The sequence below is a fragment of the Aliarcobacter lanthieri genome (genome assembly GCF_013201625.1).
Taxonomy (GTDB): Bacteria; Campylobacterota; Campylobacteria; order Campylobacterales; family Arcobacteraceae; genus Aliarcobacter; species Aliarcobacter lanthieri.
This window is the reverse complement of record NZ_CP053839.1, coordinates 1,441,974-1,457,124: the sequence shown is the minus strand read 5'-3', so window position 1 is coordinate 1,457,124 and position 15,151 is coordinate 1,441,974. Positions and strand designations below refer to the sequence as shown.

Here is a 15,151-nt window from a genome sequence, read left to right as displayed (position 1 = left end):
ATTTCTCCTTTAAATTTTTAAAATATTAACTTATTTATATGAAATAGACAATCCAAAAATTGCTATTTTTCTTCTAAATTTTCATCTTCCAATTGTTGTTTTTTCTCTTTAAAAACTGCTTTTGCAATAATTTCTAAGTAAAAACTATCAAAATTTTGCGAAGATGCAAAATCAACATACTTAATAACATCTTGAAATTCGATATTATTTGCTTCATCTTGAGATTTACCAGCTTTACACTCAAATTGCCAAAAATTAAACTCTTCAGGAAGTTTTTTACTTTTTTCTCTTTTTATGTATTTTCTAATCTCATTTTTAATTGAATCAACTTGTCTATCTATAGACTTATTTTCCACAATTAATTTAAAAACTTTTTTCATTAAAACCCTTTTTTAAAAGTTAGTATTATAACAAGTTTATTATTTTAAATAGAGAAAATATTTGATATAATCATAACAATTATGAAAAAAAGAGAAGAATTGCAATTTAAAATAACAGATAAGATAAAGAATTTAGAAATCACGGATATAAAAGAGAATCTTTTTCACTATTCTTATGATAGTAAAACTCTAAAATCTTTGTTCAAAAGTAATATTTCAAAAGAAGAGATATCTTATCTAACTGCTTATAGTAGTTTTAAGGGAGAGATTTATGAAAATATTATCTATGAACTTTTACTTGATTATGCAAAAACAAATGATGATATAAAAGGCTTTGTACTAAAAGGTCCATATCAAGATAAAGAGAATAAATTTATAAAAAGTGGACTTTTAATAGATAGAACTTCTCAAATTGTTTTTAAATCAGCATACAAAGATATAAGTGAGTTTGATGCTCTGTTTTTTACTGAAAAAGGTTTATACTTTGTAGAGATGAGTACATCTAAAAAAACTTCAAGTTTAAATAAACGTTTAGATAAAAAATATGCACTCTTAAAGATGATATTCCCACATTTAGAAATAAATGCTTTGATAGTTTTAACTGTTGGTTCAACAGGACTTAGAAATTTTCCTTCTTATGCTACTATATGGGTAACAAAAGATTTAGAAGATGATACTTTAATAGAAGAGATAATCTTTGCTAAAAAAGTAAAAAATGACTTACAAACTTTAAAAGCTCCAAATAGTGAAAAATATCTTGAAGCTTATAGCTTAAAATATAAAAAATTTGCTTATTTCCCAACTTTGGAATGGATTTTAAACACTTCAAGAAAAAACCCAAAATTTAATGTTGATTTGAGATTTTTTTCATCATCAAGAATGGAATTATATTTTGATATCTATACAAAACTATATATAGGATATTTAAGTGTTGATGAGTTCAAAAAACTATATTCAGATTTTGATATGCAAGTTGATACTCAAAGAGTTATAGTAACTTTAGAAAAAGTAAATCAAACACAAATTGATATAGTTTATTATGCAAAACTTACAAATAAAAAATTATATAGGTTACGACTTGAAAATGGTTGTGAAGCTTCAATAAAACAAAAAGAACCAGATGGATTTACAAATGCTGAGGTTAGATTTTTTATGAAAGTTTTGGAAGAGAAACATCTTTTACATCTAAAAGATATAAAACATCTTTTAAAAAATATTTCACTAATTGAGTTTAAAAAATGACATTATTATTTTTATATTTATTCTTAGCACTATTTTTCTCATCACTTTGTTCTATTTTAGAAGCAACTGTTTTATCTTCTACTCCTTCTTATATTGAGAGTATGGATAAAAATAGTTATAGTGAAAAAAGTATAGGCTTAGTAAAAGAGATGAAAGGAGATATTGATAAGTCAATATCTGCAATTTTAACTTTAAATACTTTTGCACACACTATGGGAGCAGCTGGAGTTGGAGCACAAGCTGCTATCGTTTTTGGTGAAAAGTGGCAAAGTTTAGTTGCTTTTATACTTACTTTATTAGTTTTATATATTACTGAGATATATCCAAAAACTTATGCTGCTTTATATTGGAAAAGATTTTTAGTTCCAACTGCTTATATAATATCATTTTTGATAAAAGTAACATATCCATTTATTTGGTTTGGTACAAAGATTACAAACTATATTCAAAAAAATAAAAAAGAAGAAACAAACTTTTCAAAAGATGAAATTATGGCTTTAGTAAATCTTAGTGAAAAAGAGGGAAGTATTCAATCAAAAGAGAGTGATTTTATAGAAAACCTTTTTGAACTAAAAAGTATAAAAGCAGAGGAAATTATGACTCCAAGAAGTGTGGTTTTTGCACTTAATGCTCAAACAACTGTAAAAGAGGCAATAGAAAATGATAAACTTTATGTTTATTCTAGAATTCCAGTTTTCAATGAAACAATAGATAATATTGTAGGGGTAGTATTTAACCAAACTGTTTTAGAGCAAAGAGTAAAAAAGAAAAAGAATAAAACTTTAGAAGATATTATGGTACCTGTACATAAAGTTCCAGAAAGTTTATCTATTTCTGTATTACTTGATTTGTTTATAAGAAGAAAAACTCATCTTTTTATTGTTCAAGATAATTATGGACAAACAAGTGGTATTGTAACACTTGAAGATGCCTTAGAAACTCTTTTAGGAGTTGAAATAGTAGATGAAATGGATGAAGTTACTGATATGCAAGAGTTAGCAAAAGATAAATTTAGGAAGTTTCAACATAAAACTTAAATAAAGGAGATTCCTTGGAAAGTTTAAAAAGTGATATAAATTTTGCAAAACTATTTTATGTTTTTGCTTTTATGTTTTTAGTATTTTATTCTTTTAATAGTCTTAGTAATATTTTAATACCTATTGCGATAGCTTTTTTTATTTGGTTCTTAATAAATGCTTTAGCTTCATTAATAAGAAAAATTCCTTATATAAATAAAAAGTTTTTAGATTTTATAGCAACTCCATTATCTTTGATAATCATCATATATTCTATGATAAAAGTAGGTACATTTTTAACTTCAAGTATGATGGAATTAAGCTCTGTTGTATCTCAATTAGATTCAAAAATAAATATTGTAATAGATAAAATTTCAACTTTAACTTCAATAGATGTAAAAGAACCATTGAGTAAATTTTTTCAAGAATTCAGTATCTCAAGTGTTTTAAATAGAATCTTTGTTGTATTTAGCTCAATATTTAGTAATTTGATGCAGATTTTTTTATATGTATTATTCTTATTAATTGATCAGCAATTTTTTAATGCAAAATTAAATGCCCTTTTCAAAAAAGAAGATAGTAAAATAAGAGCAAAAAATATACTTAGTTCTATATCTCAAGGTATTAGAGCATATATTTTTATAACTACAATTGTAAGTCTAGTTACAGGGTTCTTGACTTTTTTAATATGCCAATATTTTGGAATGGAAGCTTCTGTTTTATGGGGATTTATAGCATTTATATTAAATTTTATTCCTACTATTGGAACAATAGTTGCTGTTTTGATACCTACAACGTTTGCTTTTATACAGTTAGATAGTTTAAGTGATATTCTTTGGTTATTTTCAGCTTTAGTTATCATTCAATTTGTAATAGGAAATATTATATATCCAAAACTTATGGGAAATAAATTAAATATTTCTCAATTTGTTGTGATATTGTCTTTAGTTGTTTGGGGTGCTATGTGGGGAAGTATTGGAATGTTTTTAGCTGTTCCTATTATGATGATTTTACTTATAATTCTCTCTCAATTTGAGAGTACAAAAAGCCTAGCCATATTAATATCTGAAAATGGTAATATTGTGAGAAAAGATGAAAATTAGGCTTATAGTAATAATTTTTATATTACTTTTTGCATCTGTAGAAGTAAAAAAGTTTATGGATAAAAAAGAAAAAGATTTAACTATTGAAAGCTTAAGAGAAACATTAGAACTTAAAAATGGTGATATTATTGTCAGAAGAGAAGATAATCCTCTAAGTGATTTTTTTGCAACTTTAGATGGTGCTGGATTTTCACACATTGGAATTTTAGCAAATAGTAAAGATGGTTTTGTTGTTTTTCATTTAGAAGTTGATGAAAATAGTGATGAAATGAAAGTGTCAAGTATAAAAGATTTTGTAAATTTTTCAAAAAAAATAGCAGTTTACAGACATAAAGAGGCTATAGATGAAGATAAATTATCACAGATTTTGATAAATTTTTTAAAAGATAATCCAAAGTTTGATTTTGAGTTTTCTTTAGAAAATGATACTTTTTACTGTACAGAGTTTGTAAATAATATATATTTTAAACTTTTTAATGAAAATTTATATACTTATATGTATGAGTTTGATGGGAAAAGTGGAATTTCTATAAATAGTCTTATCCAAAATCCAAATTTAGACAAACGATATGAACTAGAGTTTTAAACTCTAGTTTTTTACTGTTCTTGCCAAAGAAGTTCAAGTTTTATATCATAAATATCACTTCTTTTTGGTTTTATAAATAACTCTTCAATTTCATATTTAGCTATATCAAATTCTTGATTTATTTTATCTATTTCTTTTGTTAATTTATCTTGAAGTTCATTTCTTTGTGTTTGAAGTAAATTTATCTCATTTTCAACAGCTTTTACATCATTCTTTTCTTTTAAAACCCTACTTACTCCTCTAGAACTTGTTGCTACTTTTGAAGCTATAGCTGATTTGCTAGATTTTCCAAAAAAAGCTCCCAAAATAGAAGTTCCTATTGAAATAATACTATTTGTAGTTATACTAGAAGCTTCTCTTTGCTCTTTTTCTAATTTATCAAAAAGCCTTGATATTTTTTGTTCTAATGTATTATTGTCTTTTTGAAATTTTTGTTTTAATTTATCTATCTCTAAATCAATTTTTTCATTCAGTCTATCTTGTATTCGGATTTTAAAATCATTTAAACTCTCGTGTTGTTTAGAAACGAGTTTTAAAATATCATTTTTATATAAAGTTAATTTTGAAGTTCTATATATATAATCAGTAAAATTCTTTTCTAAAGCTTTTAATTCTCTATCATTTTGTATAAATAGTGGTACTTCATAATAAAAAGAGTTTGTTTTTTCTTTATCTTCAAGATTTTGAATTAAGAAATCTTCTTTTTCTTCAAAATTTATCTCTTTGATATTTTCATCTAAATAAATTTTATAAGATACTTGTTCTTCTAAATCTATACTTTTTGTACTATTAATATAGTGTATATTACAAGAAAGAAGCAAATAGGGTTGCATATAATAAGCACTATTTTGTGAGATATAACTATATCTTTCTTTTATACTACTCACAATTAATGGTTTTGCTATACCTTTTTGAACATCTATAAAGGTTTCTGTTGATATCTCTTTTTGAGTATTTCTATTTAATTTTCTTTTATCACTCATAAGTTTCTTTATACCATCTTTTGAAATTGGTCCTTTTAAGTATGATAATGCCCATCTTGTTTCAAATATCTTTATTTTATCTTCATTTATATTTTTTAATATAAAGTTTCTTTTTTGAAGATTACTTATAGTTGATGATAATTCTTGTTTATTAAAAGCTCCATCACTTGCACTATTTAAACCATCAATTACTTTATCAATATCTTGTTTTGTTTGAAGTCTTCCTATAAACCAAGTTCCAATATTTGATAAACCTTTATAATCTATATCAACTGGATTTTGAGTTGAAAGAATGATTCCTATTCCAAAACTTCTTGCTTGTTTTAAAAGTGTTAGCATAGGTTGTTTTGAAGGAGGATTTGCTAGTGGTGGAAAATATCCAAATATTTCATCCATATAAAGTATGGCTTTTAAAGATGTTGTACCTTCTTGTCTTCTCATCCAAGCTAAGATTTGATTTAGTAATATTGTTATAAAAAACATTCTTTGTGAGTCATTTAAATGAGCAATAGAAAATATTGAAACTCTTGCTTTTCCATTTTCATCATATAACATTTTTGAAATATCTAAACTTTCTCCTTCAAGCCAAGTACTAAAAGATGGACTAGCAATAAGTGTATTTAGTTTTAATGCAAATTTTAATCTATCACTTTGTGCAAAAAATGTTTCTAAATCGAAAACTCCAATTTTTGAAAAAGGAGGAGTTACTATTAAAGTAATTATCTCTTCTAATGTTAGGTCTTTTTGTTCTTTAAAATAATTTGTAAATATTGAACTAAGAAGAATTGATTCTTTTGAAGTTGCTTCTTGTTTATCGTCAATTAATGATAAAAGAGAACTAACTGTAGAACTAATAAGTGAAGAAAAAACTTCATTGTCTTCTAATACTTCAATTGCTGGTGCTTTGAATGAAGATAAAATTGAAATTTGAACTCCTGCATTACTTCCTGGAGTATATATAGTAAAATCTGCACTATCCTTTAGCTTTTTTATTCTATTTATATCTTGAAAATCTTTTTCTATCCCATTTTTCCATAATGATGCTATATTTGAAGCTAATTCATCTTTTGTTTTTCCACTATTTGCAACTTCACTATCATCAATCCAAGGTTCAAAATCATTAGGTGTTAATTCAGGAAAAGTTAGCATTAAATTTGTCATATCACCTTTTGGATCAATAATGATTGATGGTATTTCATCTATTGCTGCTTCTTCAAGTAAACTTATTCCTAAACCAGTTTTACCACTTCCTGTCATACCAAGAATAGCTGCATGAGTTAATAAATCTTTATTTTGATAGACCAAAGGAGTTTTTTGTCCATTTATGGTCTCTTTTCCAATATAGAAAAGTTTTAATTTCTCATAATCAAAAGTATTCATAGTAAACCTTAATAATATTTTTATAGATTATATCGAAAAATTTAATTAATGAAAATATAGTATAATTGTCAAGAATAATTTAAAAAAATATTAATATAAGAAAGGTATAAATGATACAAAAAATTGATATAGAGTCTTTAGTTTTTAAAAATGAATTAGAAAATACAAAAGATTTTACAAAAGATGTAATAAAACAATATAACTTAGTTTTTAATCCAGATGATGAAGTAAATGAGTCCATTCAAATGGGATTGACTAGAAATATGCTTATTTATGGGAAAAGGTATTGTCCCTGTTTTATGGTTATAGAAGAAAATCAAAATGAAAAAAATAGATTATGCCCCTGTACACCAGCTTTAAGTGATGAAATACCAAATAAAGGAAGTTGTCATTGTGGAATTTTTTGTACACATCAAAAAGCTAAAGAATTAAGTTTAGAAATGAATACAAAAGAGGCAATAGTTACACATTTTAGAGGATTAACAAAAGAAGAATGCCAAGAACTATTTAATAAAGAAGAGATTAATTCAATTGAATTAGAAGCATTACTTGAAGCTAGAGAAAAAGGAGCTATAAAATTTAATTTAGTAGATACTAGAGAGTGGATGGAATGGATTAGTGCAAGAATAAAAGGAACTGATTATTTAGTTCCAACAACTAGTTTTTATAATTCTATCGAAGAGTTAAATGATAAAAAAGATATTCCTGTAGTTGTATATTGTCATAGTGGAAGTAGAAGTGCTTACTGTCAAAGAATTATGGAGAATATGGGATTTAAAAAAGTTGTGAATTTAGATTATGGAATTATAAGCTTTAGAGGAGAGATAATTAGAGGAGAGGAATAACTCCTCTTATTTATCATTGTACTTTTTTAATAATTCCATAATAGAAATAAATAGACTTATCGTAGCTGGACCTATTATCATTCCCCAAAAACCAAAAGTTGAAAGTCCTGCAACTATTGCAAAGAATATTAAAAGAGAACTAATATTTGTTTTGTTTTTTACTACTTTTTTATTTATATAATTTATTATTACTGGTTTTATAAAAGTATCTGCTATGATAGAAATAACTACAATAGAGTAAATAGCTATAAAAATAGCACTTGATAAACTTCCTGTTGTTGCTTCATAAATTGAAACTGGCAGCCACATCATAATCCCACCAATAACAGGAACTAAAGAAGCAAAACCATATAGAACTCCAAATAAAAGTCCATCATATCCAAAAGCACTCAAAAATACTCCAAATAAAAACCCTTGAAAAATTGCAGTTATTAAAATAGAGTAAAAAACAACACTCATAACACTTGATGATTCATTGAATAAAATATTTACATCATCATTATTTATAGGGAATATATTTTTTAGATAGTTTGCAATTTGTGATGAATAAAGAGTGAAAAATAGAAAAAATACTAATATTAAAACCATATCAATCATAAATTTTGCAGAATTTCTACCTAAATCTGCACTAAAACTTACTAATGTTTGAACGATTTTCCCTATATCTATTTTTGAAGTTATATTTTTTGTAAAATCATTTAAGAAACTAAACTCAGCTAAAATATCAATAGCCGAATTCTTGATATTATTTAAGTTATTTATCAAAACATTTTGATCTACTTGATTAAAAAATGTTGCAAATGAAATAATACAATATAACATTGGTAAAAAGAATAGTGAAGCCATAAGTATAGTTAAAATTGATGTTGAAACAGCATTATTCTTTATAACAATATTTATTTTTATAAATAGTGAATTCGTAGCAATCGTTAAAAGAATTGCTACAAAAATAGGTTTTAAAAATGGATCAAATAGTTGAACTAAAAAAAATAGTAGTAAAATAGCAATTGCTATTAAAAAGTATGATGGCTTCAAAATAGATTTCCTTGTTGTTCATCTGATTTCATTTTTGGTGGAGTTAATCTAAACATATCATATGTTTTTACACTAGCTACTCTTCCACGAGCAGTTCTTTCTATATATCCATTTGCCAGTAGGTATGGTTCTATTGCATCTTCTATTGTTCCTTCATCTTCACTAAGTGCTGCTGCAATAGTTGATAGTCCCATTGGTTTACCACGATTTGTAATAAGAAGTTCAAGTAGATTTATATCCATTTCATCAAATCCATTTTCATTTATTCCTAGTTCATCTAAAGCATATTTACAAGTATTTAAAATTATTGATTTCTCTCCTGAAACTTGAGAAAAATCTCGAACTCTTCTTAATAATCTTAATGCAACTCTTGGTGTTCCACGACTTCTTTTTGACATTTCAAGTGCAGAATTGTCTTCGCAAGTTATACCTAGTTTTATTGAAGCTTTTTTGATTATTTTTGCTAGTTCTTCATGTGTATAAAATTGCATTCTAAAGTGCATACCAAATCTTTCTCTAAGAGGATTTGATAACATTCCTGCTCTTGTTGTTGCACCAATTAGTGTAAATCTTGGTAAGTCAATTTTAACAGTTTGAGCAGCAGGTCCAGAACCTATAATGATATCAAGCCGATAGTCTTCCATTGCAGGATATAAAATTTCTTCAACAGCAGGACTTAAACGGTGTATTTCATCAATGAAAAGAATATCACCTTCTTCCAAATTTGTTAAAATTGCTGCTAAATCACCACTTTTTTCTATCATAGGACCAGCGGTTACTTTTATATTTGAGCTCATTTCATTTGAGATTAGATATGAGAGAGTAGTTTTACCAAGCCCTGGAGGACCATAAAAAAGAATATGATCAAGGGCTTCATTTCTTTTTCTTGAAGCATCAATAAATACTCTTAAATTCTTTTTTATCTTTTCTTGTCCTATATAGTCATCCCAAGAAGAAGGACGAAGACTTTGTTCATTGTTTTCTTCTTCAAAAGATACTGTTTCTACTTCAACTAATCTTTGCATATTTTAATACTCTTCTTCTTTTGAAGGAAATGCTTTATTTTGAACATCTTCTTTATATTTATTGACAGCATTTTTTATAATATTTGCACCATCTAAATAGTGTCTTACAAATTTAGGTTTAAATTCTTCAAAGAATCCTAACATATCAGACCAAACTAAAACTTGTCCATCTGTATCAATTCCAGCTCCTATACCAATAGTTGGTATATTTACTGCCTCTGTTATTTTTTTTGCAACATCGCTCATTACACCTTCAACAACAATAGCAAATGCTCCTGCTTTTTCAACAGCTATAGCATCACGAATAAGTTGTTCTGCATCTTCTTTAGTTTTTCCTCTTACTTTATATCCACCTTCACTTCTTACATACTGTGGCATAAGTCCAATGTGTCCCATAACTGCAATAGCATTTGAAGTTAGATGTTTTATAATATCAGCTCTATCTTCTCCTCCTTCTATTTTTACAGCACTTGCTAGTGTTTGCTGATATACTTTTGTACAGTTTCTTAAAGCTTCATCTTTATTTATATAAGTTCCAAAAGGCATATCTGTGATTATAAAAGAATTTTTTGCACCATTGCAAACTGCTTTTGTATGGTAAATCATTTGATCTAGAGTAGAACTTAAAGTGTCAGTTTCTCCCATAAAGCTCATATTTAAGCTATCTCCAACTAATATCATATCTGTTGATTGTGAAAATAATTTTGCAAAAAGTGCATCATATGCTGTAATAACTGTCAATTTCTTTTTATTTTTTGATTGTATTATTTTTGTTATATTCATTTTTTCAAAATTGTTTACTATTATACTCATTCAAAATCCTTAAATTAAATATAAAGATTATAGCTAAAAATATATTTTAATTTGGTTTTGGATAAAATCTATTTAATTAAAAAATAGGATTTGTATTTTGAAAAAATTGGTTGCATATATTACTACCTCTTTACCAAACAATAATTTTACTGTTGATTTGGCATTTGCTTTAAAAGAAAGTGGAGTTGATACTTTAGAATTAGGAATACCTTTTAGTGATCCCGTTGCTGATGGACCTATAATTGAAAAAGCTAATTTAATGGCACTTAAAAATGGTTTTAAATTAAAAGATTTATTTGAAATTTCTTCAAAAATAGGAAAAGATATTGATACACTTTGGATGGGATATATGAATCCATTTTATCATTATGGAATAGAAGAATTCTTGAAAAAAGCACAGGATTATCAAATTGCAGGTACTATTATCCCTGATTTACCTTTTGAAATGTCACAAAAATATGAACCTATTTTTAAAAAATATAACAAAGTAAATATAACATTTGTTGCTCCTACAACTCCAAAAGATAGAATAAAAAAGCTTGTGGAAAATTCACAGAAATTTATATATATGGTTGCGTATGCTGGAATTACAGGAAGTGGAAGAGATGAAGATTTAAGCAAAATAATTTCGGATATTAGAGAATATACAACAACACCTTTATATATTGGTTTTGGAGTAGATGAAAAAACTTGTAAAGCAAAATCAAAAGATCTTGATGGAGTTATTGTAGGTAGTGCTTTTGTAAAATATATTATAGATGATAGTTTAAGTAATAGTGAAAAAATATCTAAAATTTCACAATTAGCTAAAGAGATAAAAACAAAAATAAATGAATAAAAAATGAATATTTTTAATCAAGATTTAGAGTTTTTTGAAGAAAATAGAAGTTGTTCTTATTTTGAAAAAGAGATTTCAGATATAAGATATCAATATCTTTACTCTTGTTCTATTCCAGATTATCAAAAAAAGTTGGAACGAGGTTGGAGACGATTTGGGAAAATGCATTTTGTTCCAGAATGTAAAACTTGCACAAAATGTATATCAATGAGAATAGATGTAAAAAACTATATATTTTCTAAATCTGATAAAAGGGTGTTTTCTAAAAATAAAGATACAAAACTATATATTAGAAAACCAACACTTACAATGGAACATCTAAATTTGTATGATAAATATCATAAGTTTATGAATGATAAAAAAAATTGGCCATATTATCCTATTACTGTTGATGACTATGCCAAATCTTATGTTGAAGGAAGCTCTGATTATGCAAGAGAATTCTTGTATATGAAAGAGGATAAATTGATTGGTGTTGCATTAGTAGATATTTTACCAAAATCAATATCTGCTATTTATTGTTATTATGATCATGAATATTCTGATTTGTCAATTGGTAAATTTTCTATTTTAGCCCAAATTAAAATAGCAAAAGAGTTAAATATTCCATATATTTACTTAGGATATTGGATAAAAGATCACTATTCAATGGGCTATAAACAAGCTTATCAACCCTTTGAAGTATTAAAAAATAGAGCAGGGCTTAATGAAGAACCTATATGGGAAAAATATACAAGCTAATTATTAATTTCCTAATAAAACTACAATAAATATTACTATTTAATAAAAGATTTAATATAATGCCTTTTAAAATTTAAGGAGAATTATGAAAAATTTATTATTAGTTCTATTCTTTGTAGTTTCAGTTTTTGCAGAAAATACAGTTGAACAAAAACCATATAATCCAAATGTTGATTGTGTTATTTTAGAAGATGAGAATTCAATTATATGTAAATTTGAAGTAGAATTAGATATTGAAAATAATCAAACAATAGTTATAAATTGGGTTGATCCTAATGGTGAAATATCAAGAAGTAGAGAGATGATAATTCCAGCAGGGGATACTTCAGCTTATGATTTTAGATATCTTGATGGAAGAGAAAAAGGTGAATGGAATTTTGTAATTGTTTATAAAAACAATAATTATTCATCTAAGTTTGAGTTAAAATAGTAGAGAGCTAAACTCCTACTACTATTTTTGTTATATTGTATGCTATAAATGACATTATCCAAGCTGTAGTTGTGGTAAATATAAATAAATAAGCTAAATATTTCCAACCTCCAGATTCTTTTGCAAAAACCATTGCTGCTGCTAAGCAAGGTATATATAACATTACAAATACTATAAATGAAACTGCTGCTTCAAAAGGAATATTTGATTTTATTTTTTCGATTAAAGATGATGTAGGTTCATCTGGATCACTTTCCCCTAATCCATATAAAATAGATAGTGTTGAAACAACAACTTCTTTTGCAGCAAGACCTGTTTCAAGTGCAACAGCCATTTTCCAATCAAATCCTAAAGGTGCAAAAAATGGTTCACTAAATTTACCAAGTTTTCCTAAGTATGAGTTTTCAAGATTGTATAAATCTAACTCATTTTGTAATTCTTGTTTTATTTCATCATTTAAAGCTATTTCAATTTTTTGGTTTATTTCATCTTCCATATTGGGATATTTTGGGTAATTACTCATAAACCATATTAATATTGAAGCTGCTAAGATAAATGTACCCGCTTTTTGTAAATACATAAATCCTTTATTTGTAACTTCTTTATATACTAGTTTTATAGAAGGAAGTCTATATTTTGGCATTTCCATAACAAAAGGTTCATCTTGTCCTTTAAAAACAATAACTCTTAATATTTTTGCAGCAAATAATCCAAAAATAGCTCCAATAATATAAATTAAAAATAGTATATTTCCAGCATTATTATCCCCAAAAAAAGCACCAACAAAAAGTACATAAATAGGTAATCTTGCCCCACATGACATAAATCCAATTATAAATAAAGTTATTAACCTATCTTTCTCATTTTTTAGAGTTCTTGCTGCCATATATGCTGGAACGGAACACCCAAATCCAGTAACTAGAGGAATAAATGATTTTCCATGAAGTCCAAATTTATGAAAAGTTCCATCTAATAAAAAGGCAACTCTACTCATATATCCAGTACCTTCTAATAAAGAAATACCTAAAAATAATATTAATATATTTGGTAGAAACATAACAACAGCACTAACTCCAGCTATTATTCCATCTCCAATTAATGAAGATATTTCATTATCTCCAAGTATTTCTTTTATAGAGTCTATTAAACTAATAAATCCACTATCAATATAATCCATAGGGATTTGTCCTAAAGTAAAAGTTAACTGAAATAATCCCCACATTAAAAATAAAAATATTGGAAGACCAATATATTTATTCATTAGAATAGCATCTATTTTTTCTGTGGTTGTTTTTTCTTTAGATTCTTTTATATTTACACATTCTTTTATAATATTTTTTACAAAATTAAATCTTTGAGTTAGAATCTCATCTTGTGATATGAAAAATTGTTTATGTGTTGATTGAGTTTTTTCTTCTTGAAAGGTTTTTATAATTTGTTCTAATAAATTTTGAATTCCTTCTTTTGTTATTGCACTGGTCTTTATACAGGGTGTATTTAAAATAGTTGATAATTTTTTATCATTAATCTCAATATTTTCATTTTTTGCTTCATCAATCATATTTAATGCAATAATCATCTTTTTATTTAGTGTTAATAGTTCACTTGTAAATAAAAGATTTCTTTGAAGATTAGTTGAATCTAAAACATTTAAAATAATATCGTAATCATGATTGTTTAAAAAGTTTTTTACAACTTTTTCTTCTATTGAATAATTAGTAAGTGAATAAGTTCCAGGTAAATCTATAATTTGAATATTAAAATCTTTATATTTGAAATTTATTTCTTTTCTTTCAACAGTAACACCAGCAAAATTACCAACTTTTAATCTTGAGTTTGAAATAGAGTTGATAATCATAGATTTTCCAACATTTGGTTGCCCTACTAGAGCAATTCTTATAGTATTATTAGTATCCATATTAATGAACCTCTATTTTATTTGCTTCACTATGTCTTAAAGCAACTTTTGACTGATTTATTTTTATTTCAATAGTCTTCTTTGCTAAAGATTTTGCAGTTACACTAATAGGTACTCCTTCAGTTATTCCAAAAGAATATAATCTATTCCTTAGAATTTCATCACAATTTATAGCTTTTATCGTAGTTATTTTTTCTAAATCTAAGTCATTAACAGACATTTTTTACTCCTTTTATAACTTAATAATTGTTATTGTAATACAAAAATATTTAAAGTTATGTAGAATTTTAATAATATACTTTGAATTTTTTATAAACTTTAGATATACTATGTAGTTTAAAAAAATAAGAGGTGTTACATGATAGAGAATAATAATAATTACGAAGAAGTAATTAACGATCTTAGAAGAATAGTTAAGCAAAAAGGTCTTAAGTACACAGAGCAGAGAGAGATTGTTTTAAGTATATTATTGCATGCAAATGATCACTTAACGGCTGAAGAGATTTATAATCAGATAAAAAAAGAATATCCTAAATCAAATGTTGGTATTGCTACAGTATATAGAGCTTTAAGTTTTTTAGAAGAAGTAGATTTGATTGCATCAATTAACTTTGGAACTGAAGGTAAAAAATATGAAAGTAATATGAAGTCACACCATGATCACTTAATTTGTACAGAATGTAATTCTATTATTGAATTTGTTGATGATGAGATTGAAAAAAGACAAGAGAAAATTGCAAAAGCTAATAAATTTAAAATATCTAGTCATTCAATGCAACTTTATGGTATTTGTGAGAATTGTCAAAAGTAGTATAG

16 protein-coding genes are annotated in these 15,151 nt (G+C 25.9%); 9 read left to right on the top strand and 7 right to left on the bottom strand.

The features are described 5' to 3' along the window. Positions 1–62: 62 nt before the first annotated feature. Complete coding sequence (locus tag ALANTH_RS07360) at positions 63–380, bottom strand: DUF6172 family protein (RefSeq protein ID WP_026804570.1); 318 nt, start codon at positions 378–380, stop codon at positions 63–65. Positions 381–461: 81 nt separating this feature from the next. On the opposite strand from ALANTH_RS07360, the gene ALANTH_RS07355 reads away from it, so the two are divergent. Genes ALANTH_RS07355 through ALANTH_RS07340 form a run of 4 tightly spaced genes read left to right on the top strand, consistent with a single transcriptional unit; the run spans position 462 to position 4,327 of the window. Then, complete coding sequence (locus tag ALANTH_RS07355) at positions 462–1,622, top strand: hypothetical protein (RefSeq protein WP_228282868.1); 1,161 nt, start codon at positions 462–464, stop codon at positions 1,620–1,622. Then, positions 1,619–2,659, top strand: a complete 1,041-nt coding sequence (locus ALANTH_RS07350; protein ID WP_026804568.1) for a CNNM domain-containing protein — start codon at positions 1,619–1,621, stop codon at positions 2,657–2,659. The genes ALANTH_RS07355 and ALANTH_RS07350 overlap by 4 nt, the downstream gene beginning before the upstream one ends. A 14-nt stretch (positions 2,660–2,673) precedes the next feature. Further along, entirely contained in the window at positions 2,674–3,741 is a 1,068-nt protein-coding gene (locus tag ALANTH_RS07345) for an AI-2E family transporter (RefSeq protein WP_026804567.1), read from the top strand. After that, positions 3,731–4,327, top strand: coding sequence for a YiiX/YebB-like N1pC/P60 family cysteine hydrolase (locus ALANTH_RS07340; protein WP_026804566.1), 597 nt, complete (start codon positions 3,731–3,733; stop codon positions 4,325–4,327). The genes ALANTH_RS07345 and ALANTH_RS07340 overlap by 11 nt, the downstream gene beginning before the upstream one ends. A gap of 11 nt (positions 4,328–4,338) precedes the next feature. On the opposite strand, the gene ALANTH_RS07335 is transcribed toward ALANTH_RS07340, so the two are convergent. Further along, complete coding sequence (locus ALANTH_RS07335; protein WP_026807910.1) at positions 4,339–6,690, bottom strand: ATP-binding protein; 2,352 nt, start codon at positions 6,688–6,690, stop codon at positions 4,339–4,341. Positions 6,691–6,800: 110 nt separating this feature from the next. Between ALANTH_RS07335 and ALANTH_RS07330 the strand changes: the two genes are divergently transcribed. Beyond that, a complete protein-coding gene (locus ALANTH_RS07330) occupies positions 6,801–7,535 on the top strand; it encodes a ferredoxin-thioredoxin reductase catalytic domain-containing protein (RefSeq protein WP_026804564.1) in 735 nt (244 codons plus the stop codon). Between the two features lie 6 nt (positions 7,536–7,541). On the opposite strand, the gene ALANTH_RS07325 is transcribed toward ALANTH_RS07330, so the two are convergent. Genes ALANTH_RS07325 through panB form a run of 3 tightly spaced genes read right to left on the bottom strand, consistent with a single transcriptional unit; the run spans position 7,542 to position 10,408 of the window. After that, positions 7,542–8,570, bottom strand: coding sequence for an AI-2E family transporter (locus ALANTH_RS07325; protein WP_026804563.1), 1,029 nt, complete (start codon positions 8,568–8,570; stop codon positions 7,542–7,544). Continuing rightward, positions 8,567–9,595, bottom strand: a complete 1,029-nt coding sequence (gene ruvB / locus ALANTH_RS07320) for a Holliday junction branch migration DNA helicase RuvB (RefSeq protein WP_026804562.1) — start codon at positions 9,593–9,595, stop codon at positions 8,567–8,569. The genes ALANTH_RS07325 and ruvB overlap by 4 nt, the downstream gene beginning before the upstream one ends. A 3-nt stretch (positions 9,596–9,598) precedes the next feature. Continuing rightward, positions 9,599–10,408, bottom strand: a complete 810-nt coding sequence (panB, locus tag ALANTH_RS07315; protein WP_026807909.1) for a 3-methyl-2-oxobutanoate hydroxymethyltransferase — start codon at positions 10,406–10,408, stop codon at positions 9,599–9,601. 97 nt (positions 10,409–10,505) lie between these two features. Between panB and trpA the strand changes: the two genes are divergently transcribed. The 3 genes from trpA to ALANTH_RS07300 all read left to right on the top strand — a co-directional run bounded on the left by trpA (position 10,506) and on the right by ALANTH_RS07300 (position 12,417). Further along, complete coding sequence (gene trpA, locus ALANTH_RS07310; RefSeq protein ID WP_026804560.1) at positions 10,506–11,246, top strand: tryptophan synthase subunit alpha; 741 nt, start codon at positions 10,506–10,508, stop codon at positions 11,244–11,246. Positions 11,247–11,249: 3 nt separating this feature from the next. Then, a complete protein-coding gene (locus ALANTH_RS07305) occupies positions 11,250–11,987 on the top strand; it encodes an arginyltransferase (protein ID WP_026807908.1) in 738 nt (245 codons plus the stop codon). 85 nt (positions 11,988–12,072) lie between these two features. Further along, a complete protein-coding gene (locus ALANTH_RS07300) occupies positions 12,073–12,417 on the top strand; it encodes a hypothetical protein (protein WP_228131134.1) in 345 nt (114 codons plus the stop codon). Between the two features lie 7 nt (positions 12,418–12,424). On the opposite strand, the gene feoB is transcribed toward ALANTH_RS07300, so the two are convergent. Next, positions 12,425–14,335: a ferrous iron transport protein B gene (feoB, locus tag ALANTH_RS07295; RefSeq protein WP_026807907.1), complete on the bottom strand. Its 1,911-nt coding sequence runs from the start codon at positions 14,333–14,335 to the stop codon at positions 12,425–12,427. Between the two features lies 1 nt (position 14,336). Further along, on the bottom strand, positions 14,337–14,555 hold the full coding sequence (locus ALANTH_RS07290; protein WP_026804556.1) for a FeoA family protein: 219 nt from the start codon (positions 14,553–14,555) through the stop codon (positions 14,337–14,339). A gap of 138 nt (positions 14,556–14,693) precedes the next feature. Here ALANTH_RS07290 and ALANTH_RS07285 point away from each other — a divergent pair, with 138 nt between their 5' ends. After that, positions 14,694–15,146: a Fur family transcriptional regulator gene (locus ALANTH_RS07285; protein ID WP_026804555.1), complete on the top strand. Its 453-nt coding sequence runs from the start codon at positions 14,694–14,696 to the stop codon at positions 15,144–15,146. The last annotated feature ends 5 nt before the right edge of the window (positions 15,147–15,151 follow it).